We start from the raw sequence: 15,949 nt of genomic DNA, 5'->3' as shown, positions 1-15,949 counted from the left end.
CCGTCAGGATATGTGGTCGACCCCGATGTCGAGCGCCCGAACGCTCTGCGTCAGCCAACCCATCGACAGAAGATCGACGCCGGTCGCCGCCAGTGTTCCGGCGGTCGCAGGCGTGATGCCGCCGGAGGCTTCGATGATGGCCCGGCCGTCGACGAGGGCGACCGCCCGGCGGAGCTCCTCGGGGCCCATGTTGTCGAGAAGGACGGCGTCGATGTCGAAGCCTAGCGCCTCTGCGAGCTGCTCGAGCGTGTCGACCTCGATCTCGAGTTTGACCATGTGGCCGACTGCCGCCCGTGCGCGCTCGATGGCTGTCCGGATGCCGCCTGCGACCGCGATATGGTTATCCTTGATGAGAACTCCGTCGTCGAGGCCGAAGCGATGGTTCGCCCCGCCGCCGGCGCGGACGGCGTATTTCTGGACCGCGCGCAGGCCCGGAAGCGTCTTGCGGATGTCGATGATGCGCGCCTTCGTGCCTCGCACGGCCTCGACGACCCCGGCCGTGGCCGTGGCGATTCCGCTCATGTGACAGAGGAAGTTGAGCGCGACGCGCTCGGCGGTGAGCAGGCCGCGCGCGGGACCCTCGAGCGTCGCGATTGCTTCGCCCGGCGAGACGTGGGAGCCGTCCACTCGCCTGATCGAGGCGGTGATCGCGGGGTCTATGAGTCGGAAGGCCATGAGCGCGAGGTCGAGGCCGGCGACGACGCCGGCCTGGCGGGCAGCGAGCGAAACCTTGGCGCGCACGCCGCTTGGCACGATGGCATCCGTGGTGATGTCGCCGGCACGGCCGAGATCCTCGAGCAGCGCTGCGCGGACGATCGGCTCGATGAGGACTGAGGGAAGAGGGGCGAGCGGCATTTCAGGCTCCGACGAGGTGACCTCGCGATTCATGCTACTGAATCTGTAGCGACAAGTGGTGATAAGTCAATAGAGTGCTACACATTGACGCATTCGGGCGCCGAGCTCTTGCGCGCCATCGCACCGTTCAATCGCTGGGCAAAGGCATGAGGTCTTGTCCCAGTGCTCCAGGCGCATCGTCGGATCGAGACCGGCTTGCCCTGCGCGGTTGTTGGCGGCGGTGTTGTCACGGCGTGAGATCTCGTCGGTGAGGCGCATAAATGCTCTTGCCCGGAGGGTAGTCCGATGGATCGGTGGAGCGCCCTCCGGGCGAGGAATAAAGTCGGGCCGCAGCTCGTCGTGGACGTGTGAAACGGATGGGCATAGCGGTTGCTAAGGCGCGCGGCATGACTTCCTTCCAACGCATCCAACGCGTCATCGCGCAGCGCTCGTTCACGCTCAACATGACACCATCGCCATGGTTCGTGGTGCTCCCCGCGAGCATCGCGCTCGTCGCCTTCGCGCTCACCGTCACCCGATCGGCCTGCGCTGACGGCACGAAGCTTCGTCCCTACTCGCTCGGAGAGTGCCTCCGTCTCGCCGAGAAAAACCATCCGGCGATCGACGCAGCTCGCGCTCGGCTCGCGTCGATGCGTGCGCAAATCGACGAGGCTCGCGCCGCGCCGTGGTCCTTCGTCAATTTGAGCAGCCGGTTCGGCGGCGTTCCGAACCGTCCAAGTGATAAAAAGCCAGAAGAACCATCAACTCTTGCAGATGGCATCGGGCCGTTCCTGCAACTCGGAGTCAACGCGACGGTGCCACTCTATACCTTTGGGAAGATAGCGTCGGCCAAGCGCGCCGCCGAGGCCCAAGCCCGGCTTGGAGAATGGGACGTCGAGAAAGAGAAACTTCAGGTCCGTACCGACGTGCGTCGCGCGTTCTTCGGCGTTGCGCTCGCGCGCGACATGCTCCAACTCGCGTCGGATGCGCTCATGAAACTAAACGAGGCGATCGGCTCGATCGTCGCGAAGCTCGAGTCGGGTGACACCTCGGTCGAGAACGCCGATCGCCTGCGCCTCGAAGTGAGTCGCGACGAGCTGCTTGCGCGCGTCGCCGACGCGAAGCGAGGCGAGACGGCGGGGCTCGCGGCGCTTCGCTTCTACACCGGGGTGCAGAGCGGGTTCGATGTCCCAGATGAGCCCCTTGCGCCACCGCCAACGCCGCTCGGCCCGGTGATTCGATATCTCGTGGCAGCACGCCTCAACCGCCCCGACGTCAACCGAGCGCGTGCCGGTGCCGTCGCGCGTGACGCGCAAGTCGATATCGCGCGCGCAAACTTATTTCCGAACATAGGGCTCGGAATGCTCTTCGACTACGCGATCGCGCCGAACGTCAAAAGCTCGCCAAGCGGCCGCGAATTCAATCCGAACGGAGCCGCAAATCACCTCCAATTTGGGGCGGCCCTCGGTCTCGAATGGTCGCTCGACTTCGCGACGAAGGCTGCGCGCCTCCAGCAAGCGAAGTCCAACCTCGCTGAGGCGTACGCTCTCGAGCGCCTCGCCCTCGGCGGTGTCGCGACCGAGGTCGAAGTGGCCCACGCCGCCGCGGTGGAGGCGAACGAGCGCGCCGAACGTTGGGAGCGCGCGGTCCACCGCGCGAAAGGTTGGATCGTCGAGGTGGAGAACGCGATCGACCTCGGAACCAAGGACGGGCGCGCGCTACTCGAGCCGCTCCGGATCCTCATAAGCGCACGGGCGAATTACAACCAGGGGTTGATGGACCAGAATATGACGCGCACGGAGCTCGCGCGGGTGAGCGGCGCCGACGAGGTCGGGTCAGCAGCGCCGTGAGCGTGTTCTGCGCAGGCGACGATTTCTGGCGGAATGGCCAATACGAGAGCCGCCCGAGGGGATTGCACCCTCCATCTCCTCATTACCAATGAGGTGCCCCGCTATCTGGGCCTCGACGGCAGAAACGGCGACAAGGGAGTGACGACATTCCGGTGTCCTACTGTTGGACGACGCTGGTTCAAGTGCCAGCGGCGGGATTCGCACCCGCATTCCTCGGTTGACCATGTAGTCGTCGCAGCATTCGCCGCAGTGGGCAGCCTGAGAATCGAACTCAGATGGTCTCTAGGAGACGCGTGGGTTACAACCACGCCCGGAGCCACGCCGGTCTGACTGCCCGTCGAGGCGTCCCCGCGCGGAGTCGTCTCGAACCGCGCCATCGAGCTTCGGACGCTCGAGTCGGCAATCCGGCCGAACGGGGACGAATGGCCTCCCCGCCAGGAATCGAACCTGGACAATCAGTTTCGTAGACTGAAGCTCGGATCCACCGAGACGAGGAGAAATGGTGTTCCCAGCGGGAATCGAACCCGCATTTCCGGATTGAGAGCCCGGCTTCCTGACCGTTAGACGATGGGAACGTTGACGAGCAGAAACAGAGCGGACAGCGGGAGTCGAACCCGCATCGGCAGCTTGGAAGGCTGCGGTCCTACCGTTGAACGATGTCCGCGATCCCCTGGCGCGCTGCGCGCGCATCAGGGCGGTGGAGTTGGGGAGACTCGAACTCCCATCACCCGGGTGCAAACCGGGCACTCGGCCTTTGAGCTACAACCCCGCAGGTCGGGACGGAATCGAACCGCCTCTCCGAGATTTGGAATCTCGGCTGGCCACCTTGGCTCTCCGACCTAAGAAACGGCGACAAGAAATGTGAAGCGAGGACGCCGCAAGCATGGCGGAGTCGCTCTTTTGATTGGCGCCAAGTTTTCAAGGAACAATGCCCTAGCGGGCGCACGTCAGCGTCCTGCCAGCTAGACGATGGTGGGTCCGGAGGGATTCGAACCCTCACGTCACCGCTTAAGAGGCGGGTGCGCTTCCATTGCGCTACGGACCCGTGCTCGCCGTCGCATGCGACGACGAAGTGGGACGCAAGGGATTCGAACCCCCATCTCTCGGCTTAAAAGGCCGGCCCTCTACCATTGAGATAACGTCCCTCGGATTTTTGGCTGCCGTTTGCGTTTCATCCCGTTATCCATTCTCCAAAAATGTTGAAGGCCACCGAGGCGCGTTCCTCGGCGGCCTTCAAGGCTGCACGGAGAACGTCCCGCTTCGAGCTACCGCTCGTGCTTCTCGAGACTCGACGCATGCCCCCAGATTGGGCGTACGTATCCCGTCATCTTCGTGCGAACGAAGGACGAATTTGTCGGTTTGAAGCGAATGTATATCGATTGATCCATGAACAATTATCGCGTTTGATTTCGCGTTTGTTCTCCTGTGCTGGTTGTGGCTCGGCGAGGGGAGTCACCCCCTCGAATTCTGCCGGAAGCGCATCGGCACACCTTGGCTACCGTCCGCCGCCGGCACGCCAGGGATGGGCAACGGGCATGGTTTCTCTGAGCCTTCGGCTCGGCGTTGCCCGGCCATGCGCAGGGCACAAACGCCGAAGGCCGCCTGGGTTTCCCTAGGCGGCCTTCCGAGAGTGCTGACACGACTCTGGGATTTCCGCCTAGGGATCGACCTCCGGGTTCGCAAACAGGATCGCGGCGCGACCCAGGAGACCGATCCGGCTATTTTTGCCTTCGAGTGGCCGCACGACGCTATAGGCGCACCCCTGCCACCTCGCCTTGGGCGACAAGCTGGCAGATGATTGATGGGGGCGTCGGGTCATCATGGCGGTTCGAAGGGCGGCCGGTTGGCTGAGCTTTCGTCTCGTTGCGGAAGGATAGACGCGTCGAGCGCGGCTACCATTCAGATCTTTGGTTCTTATGAGGCTATTTCCGCGGCCGGTCAAGAATAAATCTGACCATCAATCAAAAAAGATTCGACGCTGCCGTTCCGCGGACACTGATATGTCAATCGTACTTCTTTGCCAGCATCTTCCATGGGCCCGCGGTTTTCGAGTGTCCAATCGACCAGCGCCTCGAGCGGGTCGAAGAGCGAGCGAGGCGTCCGCTGCCTTGGCCGAATGGATCGATCTCTGGAACCTGCAGCTGCGGTCACCTTTAGTGACTCAGTGTTTCCATGACTCCACCGGTTGGACTCCAAAAAAACATGAACCGAGGGCGTACCAAATCCCGTCCACGATACGGTACACCGTACCGTCGAGAGGGGCAGCCTCCAGGGGTGGAATACCGAAATTTTCGGAACATTGGAAAGACGGGGCGCGCCGGATCGTCGGTACGTGCCTTGCAATGCGTCGACGTGCTGTCCAATCACATGGGGGCGGGGACGGCCATGTATTTCATAATCCAAAAAAAAAGATCGGGGGCCGACATGCCTAATTCCTATTACGCGATATGCTTGATCGTTGCCGCATCGGGGTGCGCTTCTGAAACTGCAAGTCCGGATTTGTCATTTCCCAATGACGAAGCATTGGTTGCCGGCTCGGTTCAGGCCAGTGAAATCAACGCGGCCCGGGGGTGGGTCGTGAAGGAGAAGAAATGGGGAACCTGCCTTGATCTCGATCACAATAACGGAACAAACGGAACGTACGTACTGCATTGGGAATGCCACGGAAAAGTCAATCAGCAGTGGGCTTTTCGTGATTCTGGGATCTACAGTCCCGAGATGGGCCACAACTACTACGAAATCATGGCCTTCGGCCATGTTGAGAAATGTCTTGATGTCAAGAGCGACAATGGGCCGGGCAGTGGGCGCGACCTAGTGATATGGGATTGCAAGAAGACCGACAATCAGCTCTGGGAAGCGTGGACGAATGGCTTCGGCTATTGGTGGTATTCTCCAAAATCGAATCGGATCACATGCCTCGACGCCAGCGCCGACGGCCCAAATGCGCTGGCGTTTAGGTGCAACCATGGCGACAATCAGCACTGGGATCATTGATTGAACATCAACGTTGAATTGTAATCAAATGTAGAGTTGGCGCAATGCAGACTGAAGCGAACTCCCGTTTGGAAGTTGCGAGACTGACAAACGGGAGGAAGGACCATGCACGATGCTCCCCAGCGCCTAGACCTGCCTTTTTTCTCTGGACGGCGACGAACAGCGCTGCATTCTTCCGGAAGGCGTTGCTGAAAGCGGCAGCTCCGAGTGCGTCATCGGACTCAAAGCGAAAGCTCGCTCCCTCGTCGTCGTCGTCGAAGCCGCACGTCGTGCCGTTTGGCGAGGGACTGCTGGGAGCGTCGATCAACAACCAGTGCATTTGAATCTCAAAGTCGTCGGCACGGAATACGAAGATCATGGCCGAGCCTCGACGGCTCTCAATCTGTTGTCTCCATGGCTCCAAAATAGATGTCGAGCTGAGTCTTAAGCGCAATCATCACATACCCATTCGTACATGCGCTGCTCGGCGGCGGCGCACTCGCGAGCGAAGGCCGCGAGGCGCACGAGAGCCTCTCGATAAAAGTCATGAAAAGTCAGTCGACACTCGGCCATCCTAACCGGTCGGAGCGCCCTCGATGCAAAGTCAAATATGGCATTTTTGCACTGGTTTGGAGACCTCTTTTCAGAAATAGGGAACAGTTGTTTCACTGAGATCCGGGGGATCGCGATCGCCGCACGTGCTGCGGCGCGGACGAAGAAGTTGCGACTGAATCGTGAGATCGTTCGCGAGCTTACGGTAAAGAGTCCACACCCGTGCAGCTCCCGCTGAATTTGAAAAATCCTACGCAGCCGCACTCGAGGCTATCGGTAGGCTGTTCGCACCAACCTTCAGACGTTGTGGCGGCCGCCTCGAAAGCGAGCAATTTGGCTCGACGACTATCACGAACTGAGACAAACTCTCGCACCCGTGCCGCTGATCGGGTGACCGCTATCAATGAATACCCCGCTGCCCAACTTGCCCTGCAAAGCCAAGATCATCTCGTTCGAATCTGGTGACGGTGTCGGCACTCTCGAAATCGAGGGCGGGGCTCACGTTCGTTTTGGCGGCTCCGCGTGTATCGGCTTTATGCCGGACGTGGGGCTGGTCTGCTGGCTTATCGAGACCAAGCCGAATCCGGTCGGTGGCGGTATCCGCGCAAAAACTGTGAACTTGACCGGTGCCTGGGAACCTGACCGCCTCACGCAGTTGGACGAACGCAACCGGCAGGCTCAGGAGTGGAAGCAGAAGGAGCAGGACCTTCTCCAGTCGGCGGGCATCAAGGATCTACGAGCGACGTCTTGTCACGACCTCCCCAACATGGCGGCCGACACGAGAAAGATGCTCGCCGCAACGCTGATGGCGTGGAAACGAGAAGGCCACTTCTTCGATGAGCTGTTCACCAGGTTGGTCGAGGTCAGTCCCGACGTGTTTCACCCGTATTTGTCGGACTTGGATGCGAAACGCGAGCCGGAATCGCTGGCGTATGTAGACGCTCCGTTCGATGCTGTCGCTCCGCTCGTGCGGATGCTCGACGATGCCACCGAGCCGCCACGCCGCGTTCAACTCGAGGTGGGGAAGGTTTCGACTGTACTCAACGCTCGTCGGGACATGGGCGCTGCCAGCAATGAAGTCGGTGGTGCCATGCTTGCCCTCGCTCGTTCGGGCCATCCGAAAGCCCGCGAAGCGATCAGCTCGTGGTTCAAAAGGGCGCCGGAGACCGCCGGTGACGAAGCTGCCGGGTTACTCTTCCAGGCGGGCTTCGGTGTCGCCGCAGACGGTACGTTGGCCAGAACCCACTCCATAGCCGCGTACGAGCTGCGCCCCGTGGAGAAACCGGCCCGGGGGGAGAAAAAGGGCCTTCTTTCGTCCGTCCTTCGCGCGTTCGGCGCTCGAAGCGAATCACGTTCTCCGGCGGGCAGCATGTGGGGGACCGGCCGCTCTTTATGCGGTGCGTGTCATGTCCCCCTCATTCGCGTGCTGAAGATCGGCACGGCCTTTGTCCCGCACGTCCTCCCCGACGGCCTCGCAGACGAGATCGAGATTTGGACTTGTCGCAACTGCGTAGCTGTTGATTTCAATCCATACTACGTGAAGTTGGGACAGGCCCCGGAGAGCATCTTCCGCGATCCGCCATCGAGCGACTTCAAACCTTCTATTCAACATGATTCCGTATCGTCTGAGCCAGCTGCTGTCATGTCGGTTCCTGCGCCCTCCAGGGTCAACTACATGTTTGCACAGGAGAGAGAGCTGAATCGGGTTGGCGGAGCACCTTCATGGATCCAAGGGGCCGATGCTGTTCCTTGCTTGATGTGCGGAGCGGTGATGCCGTTTCTTTGCCAGTTTGCCGATCCGCCGGACGACATGTGGTCCGGCGATTGTGGAATGCTGTATGCGTTCTTCTGCGTGGATTGCCGTGTGGTGGGAACGACCGTCCAATGCTCGTAGACCGAAGCGCGCTCCGCGAAGCGCGTCGTGCGATGCTCCTCACGGTACCTTTTCCTCGACGAGGCTCTTCGTGGCGACCTTAACGTACGCGCGGCGAGCCTCTTCCATGGCCCCGCGGTTTTCGAGTGTCCAATCGACCAGCGCCTCGAGCGGGTCGAAGAGCGAACGGCCGAGCGGCGTGAGTTCGTAGTCGGTCCGAGGGGGCACGGCTGGAGTCAGCGTGCGCTTCACCAGACCGTTCTCTTCCAGCGTCTTCAGCGTGAGCGTGAGCATGCGCTGAGAGATGCCTACGACCACGCGCTGCAGCTCCTTGTAGCGAAGCTTCCCCTCCTTCCCCAGCGCACCAATGATGAGCACCGTCCACTTGGCACCGACCAGCGCGATCGCGTCGGCCGCGGGACAGCTATTTTCCAGCGGTTGCTTGGTACGAACCCGTTTGTTCGTGACGCTCAAGAATGTGCCTCCTTGTACGCGATCGTGCAGCCACTAACGTTAGCACCCATGAGCGAACCATTGCGAATCGGGGTAGTCCTGGGCTCCACACGTGTCGGGCGATTCGCCGACAGGCCGGCCGAATGGCTCATGGGTCTAGCAAAAAAGCGACAGGGGCTGGCGGTCGAGTGCATCGACCTCCGAGATTATCCGCTGCCATTTTTCGACGAGCCGAAGTCGCCGCTCCGTGAGCCGGCGAAGAACGAGATCGCACAGCGGTGGGCGCGGAAGGCGGGGGAGCTCGATGCCTTCGTGTTCATCACGGCGGAATACAACCACGGCGTGCCCGCAGTCCTGAAAAATGCGCTCGATTACGTCTACGCGGAGTTCAATCGCAAGCCAGCATCGTTCGTGGGATACGGCAACGCCGGCGGCGCGCGCGCCATCGAGCAGCTTCGGTCGGTGCTGGTCGAACTGCAGATGGCGCCGCTCCGCGGGGCGGTGCATCTCAGCCGCGACGAGTTCATCGGCATGCTGCTGAACGGCAAGACATTTAGCGACTTTCGCAATCTCGATCAGGCCGCCGAGGTGATGCTGGACGAGCTCATTTGGTGGGCCGGCGCGCTGCGCGCTGGCAGGCGCGCGAAGGCGTAACCTGGTCTGGTAGGAGCGAGAATCATTGCCCCTCGCTAAGAGTTGGGCGAGCGATCCCTCGTTCGAGCCTTTGAGGGATTGCATTTATCCGAAGCATACGTCGACAAAGCATCATGAGCGTGGCAGTCATGTTTAGATGTTTTTCCTATCCCGCCCTCGTGTTTACGTATCTTTACTATTCATGACCGCGTCGTTCGCGGCGTGCTCCTCCAACGACGCAGAGCCTGATTCACCGGGAGGTCCGGACGCCGGCGGCGACCCGAGCGACAGCGGGGCTTCGGCGCCCGTTCCCCATCTCGGAGTCAACTACAATGGCAGGCCACGCAGTTATATCGCGGGGGACGTGGCCCGCACGGGAGCGGGCTGGGTACGGGCATTCATCGACATCTTCGAGCTCCAGGATGCGGGTGAAGCGTCCATGGCCAGCAATCCCGATATCGTCGCACTCGGGAAAGCGCACGACGATGGCTACAAGATCATCGTTAGTCTAAAATACGATTTCAGTCGTCCCGATCGTACGACATTTCCGAGCGATCCGAATGGTCAGCCTTTTCGAGATCTCGTGACGTTCACGACGAAGCTTCTCGATCTGGTGTATCCGAAGGTCGATCTCCTGGTCATCGGCAATGAGCCGTTCATCGAGGTTCCGTCAGGCCAGCGCGATTCGAACGATCTCGTCCTTTTCTACGAACACATGGCCGATCAGGTTCTGGCGTATCGGACGAATCATGGGCGGGATATTCCGTTCTACGTCGGCGCGTTCAACAACCTTCACGAGCCCGCATGGCATGGGCCGGGAGCCGTCGCGCTTCTTGGATATGCGAAGAATACGGCGGGTATAGCCGGCGTCGATCTGCACCTTCACGCGGGATCGGTAAATGAGATGCGAACGGCGTTCGATTGGGCGCACGCACAGCTCGGTGACCAAAAATCGTTCATCACCACGGAATTTTCCCTCGTTCAATACTTCAAGAAGCAGTTGGGCGAGACCATCGATGCCAATTTTGCAAAGCAGTACGGTATCGACCCAACGTGGAAGGTTTATCAATACCTCGACTTCGCACTCAAGAATCCGCGGCCCCGCGACCAGTGGGTCGACTTCTTGAAAGCGAGTCCCTGGTACGTCGCCGCGGAGCCATCTCTAGCCAATGCCGCCGATCTTCTCCACGAGAAAAACTTCGCGGTCGCCACCTATGCCATCGTGCAAGGGCAGACCAGCATAGGACCCACGACGGCTCCTTGGGCACTGAACGGCCTTTACTGCAACCGCACGTGTGTCCCCGATCCCAGCACGGGCGCGTCCCAGTTCAATTACCCGTGGATCGACGCTTTCCGCACGCACCAGTGGTAAGCGATGGCTAGCGCGCGAGCGCGTAGACCGCAGTTCCTTCGAAGCCGTTGGTCGGGCTCTGCCCAGAGATTCGTGTCCGAAAACCGTGCTGAGCTCGTCCTCCCCGCGCTCTCTGCACGTGGCTTCGAAAACGTCTGCGTCGAGCGCTGCATGTAAATGCGGTCTTCGTGTCGCTCTGTTGGACGAAGAGCTGCTGGTCGCCGGCACGAAACGAGGCCACGCAGAGAACGTCGGAGTCCACGTCTGTGCTGGTGCACTTGAACGCAAGGTCTCCGCGGATCGTGCGGAAGATATTCGCGACGTCGCCAGAGTTGGTTATGACGCAGCATCACCGGAGCCAAAGGCGGATGCAAAAAAGACCGCGTGGATCTTGCTCGGGTGGCGAGAAAGTCCTTAGCGTCGTGCGTGTGCAGTGGGGCGTCGAGCAGTGGCTGATCACCGATTCCTTTCGCCAGGTGTGGCGATTTCGGATTGTTTGGCCGGATGACGGAATGACAGCGGTGCGGGTGTCGCGGTGGGACATGCCGCGAGAGCCCCTCTTTCATCTCATTCCGCAGGCCTTCAATGAAGCTGGTGCCCGAGAGGACGACGTCGCGGCAGACCTCTTGGCAATCTACGATACCCTAACCGGCTCGCACCTTGCGGCCGAGCTACCTCAGCCGACGCGCGATCGCCGTCGCCGGCTTCGTGGTTTTGTCTCAGAGCTCAGCCGCGCGCTCTACGCGGCCATGGAGGCGGGGGTCCTCCGGTTCGAGCGGTACGAGGTGGCGTGGCCTTTTCCAGAGAAGGAGGCAAAACCGGAGGACCGAGCGCCTGACCAAGAGAAGAAGGAAGAGCCCCCGCGCGAAGCAACACGGCTGGTCCTCGACGACGCGCTCTTTGGCTTCGGCTCGTCTTTACTCGTTCGGCTTACCTTCGAAGATGGGTCAACCCAAGACACCAAGGCGGACCACGACGGCATGATCCTGCTCGTTGATTGCCCCCACACGTCCGTTCGCGTCACCATCAAGTCCGAGAAAAGCACCCGGGAATGGTTTGCCTTTCTTAAAGTCCCGCCCGATACCTCGCCGCCCGCTCTTTGGCAGCGTCTCGTCAACCTGGGCTACGTCTCGACGCGATCGCCTCCGCCGCCCGCTCCTCCGAAGCCCGAGGCGCTCATGATGGCCATTCAGGAGTTCCAGGCCGATCATCAGCTGGAGGTCACCGGGGACAGAGACCCGAAGACGGTCGAGGCCATACGTGTTGCCCACGACGAAGATGGCCGCGCCTGGTCATCTCGCCCCTGGTCGCCACGACCCATGGTCAAGCCGGGGGATTCCCAGGTCAAGGGTTCGATGTCGTAAAGAGCTCTCAGATCAACTAGCCAGCCAACTACAGGGGTAACGCGCGTGCCGTCGGACTATCAGGACCTCATCGACAAGTACAATTCACGCTCGGTCAAGCGACACCTTCGCTTCGCCTGGCTGGAGTACCAGGACATTCGTGACGGGATCGCATTCGACCGCGGATTTTCGTCCGCCGAACTTGGCTGGCGAAATATCTTCCTCGATCTACCGCTCGATCCGAAGAACAAGTTGAAGCGGGTTTCGAGCAACGTTCCGGATCTCGACATCCGATGGCTATCCGATTCTGGCGAACGGGGGCTCATCGCCCGCCCCGCGACGAACAACGGCAAATTTCTCGAGCAATGGATTCTCAACCCCGGCGTCGCGGGGGGGAAATTGACCGCCGACAATACCGAAGAGCAAGCCGACCTCGTTGCGGTGAGCGGTCATGGCGGCGGCGGGTATGTGTACGGCAACGCGTTGGGGGCGAAGGACGACAACAGGATTCTACTTGGTGCCCATTTGGCGCGGCACGTGTCAGACCCTTCGACCGGACGACTCAAATACCTCCTCGTGCCGTCGTGTTCCAATCTCAGTGAGCAGTGGGCCGACCAGTGGCTGCCTATTTTGAAAAAAGAAAAGCCCGTTCATGGCGTGCTGGGATACTCGGCAACGTATCCAGGTGATACCCAGGGGGCCGAACTCATGCGCAATTTCTGCAGCGCGCTCAAAGCCGATCCGGCCAGGCTATTGCTCGACGTGTGGGCCGAAATCAACGAGAAATCGAACCCGCCCGTCGCGTGGGGAGCGGCGCAGCGCGTGGACGCACGCAACGACAATTTGCGTGATTGGGTTACGAAGGGACTCGACGTGCATTCAGATTCCGACAATGTCGTTTGGCACTACGATCACAACTCATTCCCGACTGGGAAAAAGCTGCTGCCGTCGGGGCACGCGGACGCGTACGAGATCCACTTCGTCATGGATGACGGCACGGTCCTTCAAGAGGGCAACAACTCTGTCGAAGACGCGGATGCGTCGCGGGGGCTCTTCCCGGGACAGCGCGGAGTCGTCCGTATTCGAGCGAAGCACCCGGAAGATCGATTCTCGCCGCGCGACAAGTTCACGGTCATGTTCTATTTCTTTCGACCGCTAAAACATGAAATGGATCTTGATGCACTCCTCATCTTCGATGAGGGGCTGTTTCACAGTGGTGGCGCGCCGTTCGCCCGAAAGCTTATTGATGCAAATGAGCTAAAGAGACCAGGCAAGACCGGAAAGGTGGACGCTCTGGAGGTGACCTCGTGCCTTGGGCAGGAAGTTCGGTTGCCATTTACTGTGGCACCGGGAGCGAAAAATGCGTTCCCGCGAGATCCGAATGGCCCGAACACGCACGGCCTTTACACGCTGGGCCTCTATCCGCCGGGTGCACGGGTGGGGGGCGAGGCGCAACTCATTTGGGTTCCGAAGAACGGAGCCTGGCTGAAATGATGAGGTGGGTGGGAGCGAACCGCTTCGCCGGGGCTCTTTTTCTTGCCATAACGTGGTCATGTGGCGCTCCCAAATCGTGCAACGCAAGTAGGAAGTCCCTGTCGCAGACGGAGAACCCGTTCGAGACATCCCGGGCCTGGCTCGTGGCAAGGTCCAAGTGGGATATTGAATCCTTGACGCTGCGCGGAGCAACGGCGTACTGGATTTCAGAAGGTATCTTCGCGGCGTCTCTCACACACCCGGGAGAAAGGCGCACCTTTGAGGTCTTTGCCGATCCGCACGAGTTAGAGATCGATGACCGGTACATTTACACCTTGACGATGGATGGACTCGTTGGTTTTCCAGTTGAAGGCGGGCCCCCGCAATGGTTCTTTCGTGACCCTAACCGCTATTACTATTCGGGCCTCGCGGGGATCGGTGACGCTCTCTTCTTTGGCTCCGACTCCGCGGAATTTCCCATTTTATGGCGCCTCGATCGTCGAACGGGCGAAGTGCTGCCCACGCATATGAAGTTGTTCGCGACCGGGGGCGGTCGCTCCAGCGCGTTTCGAAATCCGGCATCCAAGTTGCTCGCGGATCGCACGTCCCTCTATGCCCGGACCCAGCAGGGGACTCTCGCGATCCCTCTCGACGACACCCAGGGCACGAAACTCTTGTCGCGCGCCAACGTTGAATTGGCTCAAACCCGAGATCATCTTGCCGTGCAATCGTCCAGTGACGGCCAGCCGGACGCGGGCGGAGATGCTCCGGTCGAAATTATACGAAAATCCGACGGTGCACGCGTGGCCATGCTGGACGATGCCAGGACTGCCTTCACGACGTATGGCGAAACGGTGTACTACGCCATACCGAGCCGGAAGGTAATCGCAAGCCTCGATCTGGAGCACAATGCGCGCGGGGAGATCCCCATCGATGGGCACGTTGAAGCCATTCGGGTTGGTGACTGGGGCATCGTCTGGGTCCGCGCGCTGGATGGGAGCCATGAGCTCCTTGCCGCACCGCGCGCAGACCGATAGATGTCGGTCCCATGGCGCAATGCCAATCCGATCGAAGCGCGCCGGCACAGGGGGCATGTGGAACGGGCTCCGGTTCGTCGAGCACGGGTGGGGACCAATCGTTGCGGACGGGACGTTCTGGGCAACGATGCAGGGGTTTCGGACTCGAGCATCGCGATCGGGCGAGGTTATCGTAGGCATGAAGCTTCTATTTCATCTTGACGCAGGCATGTGGCATGGCTCGGCGACCGAAAGCCTCTGGGTGATGGAGGTCGGGCCCGGTCAGTATCGCCTAGAGAACAGCCCCTTCTTTGCGTTTGACGTGAGTTTTCAGGACGTCGTGCTTGCCAAGTTCGTGGGTGGCACGCTGACCTTCGTCCAAGTGCTACGACGCGGTGGCCACTCGACCTATCGCATCATTCCAAGGCCAGGTCGTTCCTCGGAGGTTCGACAATATTGGGCAGCCCTAGAGCGTCAAGGGTGTTCGTATGAGGAGGGGCCGAAGGGGCTCCTTGCAGTCGATGTCCCGCCCGAGGTGAATATCTTTGAAGCATACGCCGCGTTGCAAGCCGGGGAAGCTGGTGGCGCCTGGTCATTCGAAGAAGGACACTGCGGTCACGCGGTCGGCTGAACAATCGTTCAAAACGTTGTGGGGAAGAACTGCATCGTCGTCCAACCGCGGCACCCCGGCCCAGGACGGGGGCACGAACACCTGCACCTTTGCACGTGTCCTGCTAAGGGCGCGAGATAGTGGGCCACTGGATCCACGGTAAAAATCGGCGAGGAGGCGATCGCGCTCGCGGGCAAATTGCCAGACGATGGGACGGACGGCTCTCTTCGGACAGTAAGGCGAGCTTCATGAGAAAGACGAGCGGCGTCCCGCTCAATCGCGAAGAGTACTTCCGCGAGTTCGACGCAGCGCCGCGCATATCGATCGGTGCGCGGAAAGTCGACGAGCCTCGTGCGCCAATTACTTGCGGCGTCGGCGGCTCTCTGTCATCTACATAATGCGAACATAATAGATGGTAAATCGAAAAATCTCGACGAGGGCCTCGAGGGGGCAGGAGTGGAATCCAGCGCATGTTGGGGCCGAAGCCAGATGAAACTAACGAGCGGATTCTGGACTCGCGCTTCGAAAGTGGGCGACTCAGAACGAGCTCTTATGGTGACTGGCATATATGAATATCTCGTAGTCTAGTCGCCAGAGTGTCAGAATTGATCCTGGCGCCGTATGGTCGCATGAGGTGTATATCGTCGGAATGGGCTTTGTCTGGCTTGTGGGCGCGACGCACGATCGTGTCTTTCTGCAAGGACGCGCGGGCAAAAGCGTAGCAAGAGCGGGGGGGATGACACGATACGGAGGGCACTCCGACACAACCCCACGATCGTGAATCATGACAACGAATCCGATCAGCTCGTAGTTCCCGCCGGAGCACACCGAACACGGGCCGCTCACACGGTCTGCGCCCGTCGCCGAGCAGGCGCACCCGCGCAAACGAACAAAGGCCTCACGGTGGGCCAAGGAGCACATCGCGATGTGTACAGGATGGGACCTCGAGTTCGCCGGGATTGGTTGGCGTCGGAGATCGGGGCTGCGA

12 protein-coding genes and 8 tRNA genes are annotated in these 15,949 nt (G+C 60.5%); 9 read left to right on the top strand and 11 right to left on the bottom strand.

The window, feature by feature from the left end; all coding sequences use genetic code 11:
• Positions 1–3: 3 nt before the first annotated feature.
• Positions 4–855: a carboxylating nicotinate-nucleotide diphosphorylase gene (gene nadC, locus LVJ94_25995; protein ID WXB10659.1), complete on the bottom strand. Its 852-nt coding sequence runs from the start codon at positions 853–855 to the stop codon at positions 4–6.
• A 386-nt stretch (positions 856–1,241) separates the two neighbouring features.
• On the opposite strand from nadC, the gene LVJ94_25990 reads away from it, so the two are divergent.
• Entirely contained in the window at positions 1,242–2,684 is a 1,443-nt protein-coding gene (locus tag LVJ94_25990; GenBank protein WXB10658.1) for a TolC family protein, read from the top strand.
• A 47-nt stretch (positions 2,685–2,731) separates the two neighbouring features.
• On the opposite strand, the gene LVJ94_25985 is transcribed toward LVJ94_25990, so the two are convergent.
• The 8 genes from LVJ94_25985 to LVJ94_25950 form a co-directional block, all read right to left on the bottom strand.
• Positions 2,732–2,804 (bottom strand) — tRNA-Thr (locus LVJ94_25985).
• A 303-nt stretch (positions 2,805–3,107) separates the two neighbouring features.
• Positions 3,108–3,181: transfer RNA gene (locus tag LVJ94_25980), tRNA-Arg, on the bottom strand.
• Positions 3,182–3,184: 3 nt separating this feature from the next.
• A tRNA-Glu gene (locus tag LVJ94_25975) sits at positions 3,185–3,259 on the bottom strand.
• 18 nt (positions 3,260–3,277) lie between these two features.
• A tRNA-Gly gene (locus tag LVJ94_25970) sits at positions 3,278–3,348 on the bottom strand.
• Between the two features lie 34 nt (positions 3,349–3,382).
• A tRNA-Ala gene (locus LVJ94_25965) sits at positions 3,383–3,453 on the bottom strand.
• A gap of 1 nt (position 3,454) precedes the next feature.
• Positions 3,455–3,525 (bottom strand) — tRNA-OTHER (locus LVJ94_25960).
• Positions 3,526–3,654: 129 nt separating this feature from the next.
• A tRNA-Lys gene (locus LVJ94_25955) sits at positions 3,655–3,729 on the bottom strand.
• A gap of 28 nt (positions 3,730–3,757) precedes the next feature.
• Positions 3,758–3,829: transfer RNA gene (locus LVJ94_25950), tRNA-Lys, on the bottom strand.
• Between the two features lie 1,192 nt (positions 3,830–5,021).
• On the opposite strand from LVJ94_25950, the gene LVJ94_25945 reads away from it, so the two are divergent.
• Positions 5,022–5,678 (top strand): RICIN domain-containing protein, encoded by a 657-nt coding sequence (locus LVJ94_25945; protein ID WXB10657.1) that lies wholly within the window; start codon positions 5,022–5,024, stop codon positions 5,676–5,678.
• 7 nt (positions 5,679–5,685) lie between these two features.
• Here LVJ94_25945 and LVJ94_25940 read toward each other — a convergent pair whose 3' ends face one another.
• On the bottom strand, positions 5,686–6,036 hold the full coding sequence (locus LVJ94_25940; protein ID WXB10656.1) for a hypothetical protein: 351 nt from the start codon (positions 6,034–6,036) through the stop codon (positions 5,686–5,688).
• A gap of 576 nt (positions 6,037–6,612) precedes the next feature.
• Between LVJ94_25940 and LVJ94_25935 the strand changes: the two genes are divergently transcribed.
• A complete protein-coding gene (locus LVJ94_25935; protein WXB10655.1) occupies positions 6,613–8,103 on the top strand; it encodes a hypothetical protein in 1,491 nt (496 codons plus the stop codon).
• Positions 8,104–8,142: 39 nt separating this feature from the next.
• Here the strand turns inward: LVJ94_25935 and LVJ94_25930 are convergent, their stop codons facing one another.
• Positions 8,143–8,556, bottom strand: coding sequence for a helix-turn-helix transcriptional regulator (locus tag LVJ94_25930; GenBank protein WXB10654.1), 414 nt, complete (start codon positions 8,554–8,556; stop codon positions 8,143–8,145).
• A gap of 48 nt (positions 8,557–8,604) precedes the next feature.
• On the opposite strand from LVJ94_25930, the gene LVJ94_25925 reads away from it, so the two are divergent.
• From LVJ94_25925 to LVJ94_25900, 6 genes are all read left to right on the top strand, one after another.
• Positions 8,605–9,189 (top strand): NAD(P)H-dependent oxidoreductase, encoded by a 585-nt coding sequence (locus LVJ94_25925; GenBank protein ID WXB10653.1) that lies wholly within the window; start codon positions 8,605–8,607, stop codon positions 9,187–9,189.
• Positions 9,190–9,370: 181 nt separating this feature from the next.
• On the top strand, positions 9,371–10,540 hold the full coding sequence (locus LVJ94_25920) for a hypothetical protein (protein ID WXB10652.1): 1,170 nt from the start codon (positions 9,371–9,373) through the stop codon (positions 10,538–10,540).
• Between the two features lie 281 nt (positions 10,541–10,821).
• A complete protein-coding gene (locus tag LVJ94_25915) occupies positions 10,822–11,883 on the top strand; it encodes a peptidoglycan-binding protein (GenBank protein ID WXB10651.1) in 1,062 nt (353 codons plus the stop codon).
• A 231-nt stretch (positions 11,884–12,114) separates the two neighbouring features.
• Positions 12,115–13,356 carry a hypothetical protein gene (locus tag LVJ94_25910; GenBank protein ID WXB10650.1) on the top strand — a complete coding sequence of 414 codons (1,242 nt, stop codon included), beginning with the start codon at positions 12,115–12,117 and terminating at the stop codon, positions 13,354–13,356.
• Between the two features lie 173 nt (positions 13,357–13,529).
• Positions 13,530–14,372 carry a hypothetical protein gene (locus tag LVJ94_25905; protein ID WXB10649.1) on the top strand — a complete coding sequence of 281 codons (843 nt, stop codon included), beginning with the start codon at positions 13,530–13,532 and terminating at the stop codon, positions 14,370–14,372.
• Positions 14,373–14,550: 178 nt separating this feature from the next.
• Complete coding sequence (locus LVJ94_25900; GenBank protein WXB10648.1) at positions 14,551–14,982, top strand: DUF4265 domain-containing protein; 432 nt, start codon at positions 14,551–14,553, stop codon at positions 14,980–14,982.
• The last annotated feature ends 967 nt before the right edge of the window (positions 14,983–15,949 follow it).

Source organism: Sorangiineae bacterium MSr11367, from assembly GCA_037157805.1.
GTDB lineage: Bacteria > Myxococcota_A > Polyangia > Polyangiales > Polyangiaceae > Pendulispora > Pendulispora rubella.
This window is presented reverse-complemented; position numbering and strand designations above follow the sequence as displayed.

Excerpts from the sequence above, each read along its gene's own strand:
- nadC (WXB10659.1), bottom strand. The coding sequence starts at position 855 with ATGCCGCTCGCCCCTCTTCCCTCAGTCCTCATCGAGCCGATCGTCCGC.
- LVJ94_25990 (WXB10658.1), top strand. The coding sequence starts at position 1,242 with ATGACTTCCTTCCAACGCATCCAACGCGTCATCGCGCAGCGCTCGTTC.
- LVJ94_25940 (WXB10656.1), bottom strand. The coding sequence starts at position 6,036 with ATGATCTTCGTATTCCGTGCCGACGACTTTGAGATTCAAATGCACTGG.
- LVJ94_25935 (WXB10655.1), top strand. The coding sequence starts at position 6,613 with ATGAATACCCCGCTGCCCAACTTGCCCTGCAAAGCCAAGATCATCTCG.
- LVJ94_25925 (WXB10653.1), top strand. The coding sequence starts at position 8,605 with ATGAGCGAACCATTGCGAATCGGGGTAGTCCTGGGCTCCACACGTGTC.
- LVJ94_25920 (WXB10652.1), top strand. The coding sequence starts at position 9,371 with ATGACCGCGTCGTTCGCGGCGTGCTCCTCCAACGACGCAGAGCCTGAT.
- LVJ94_25900 (WXB10648.1), top strand. The coding sequence starts at position 14,551 with ATGAAGCTTCTATTTCATCTTGACGCAGGCATGTGGCATGGCTCGGCG.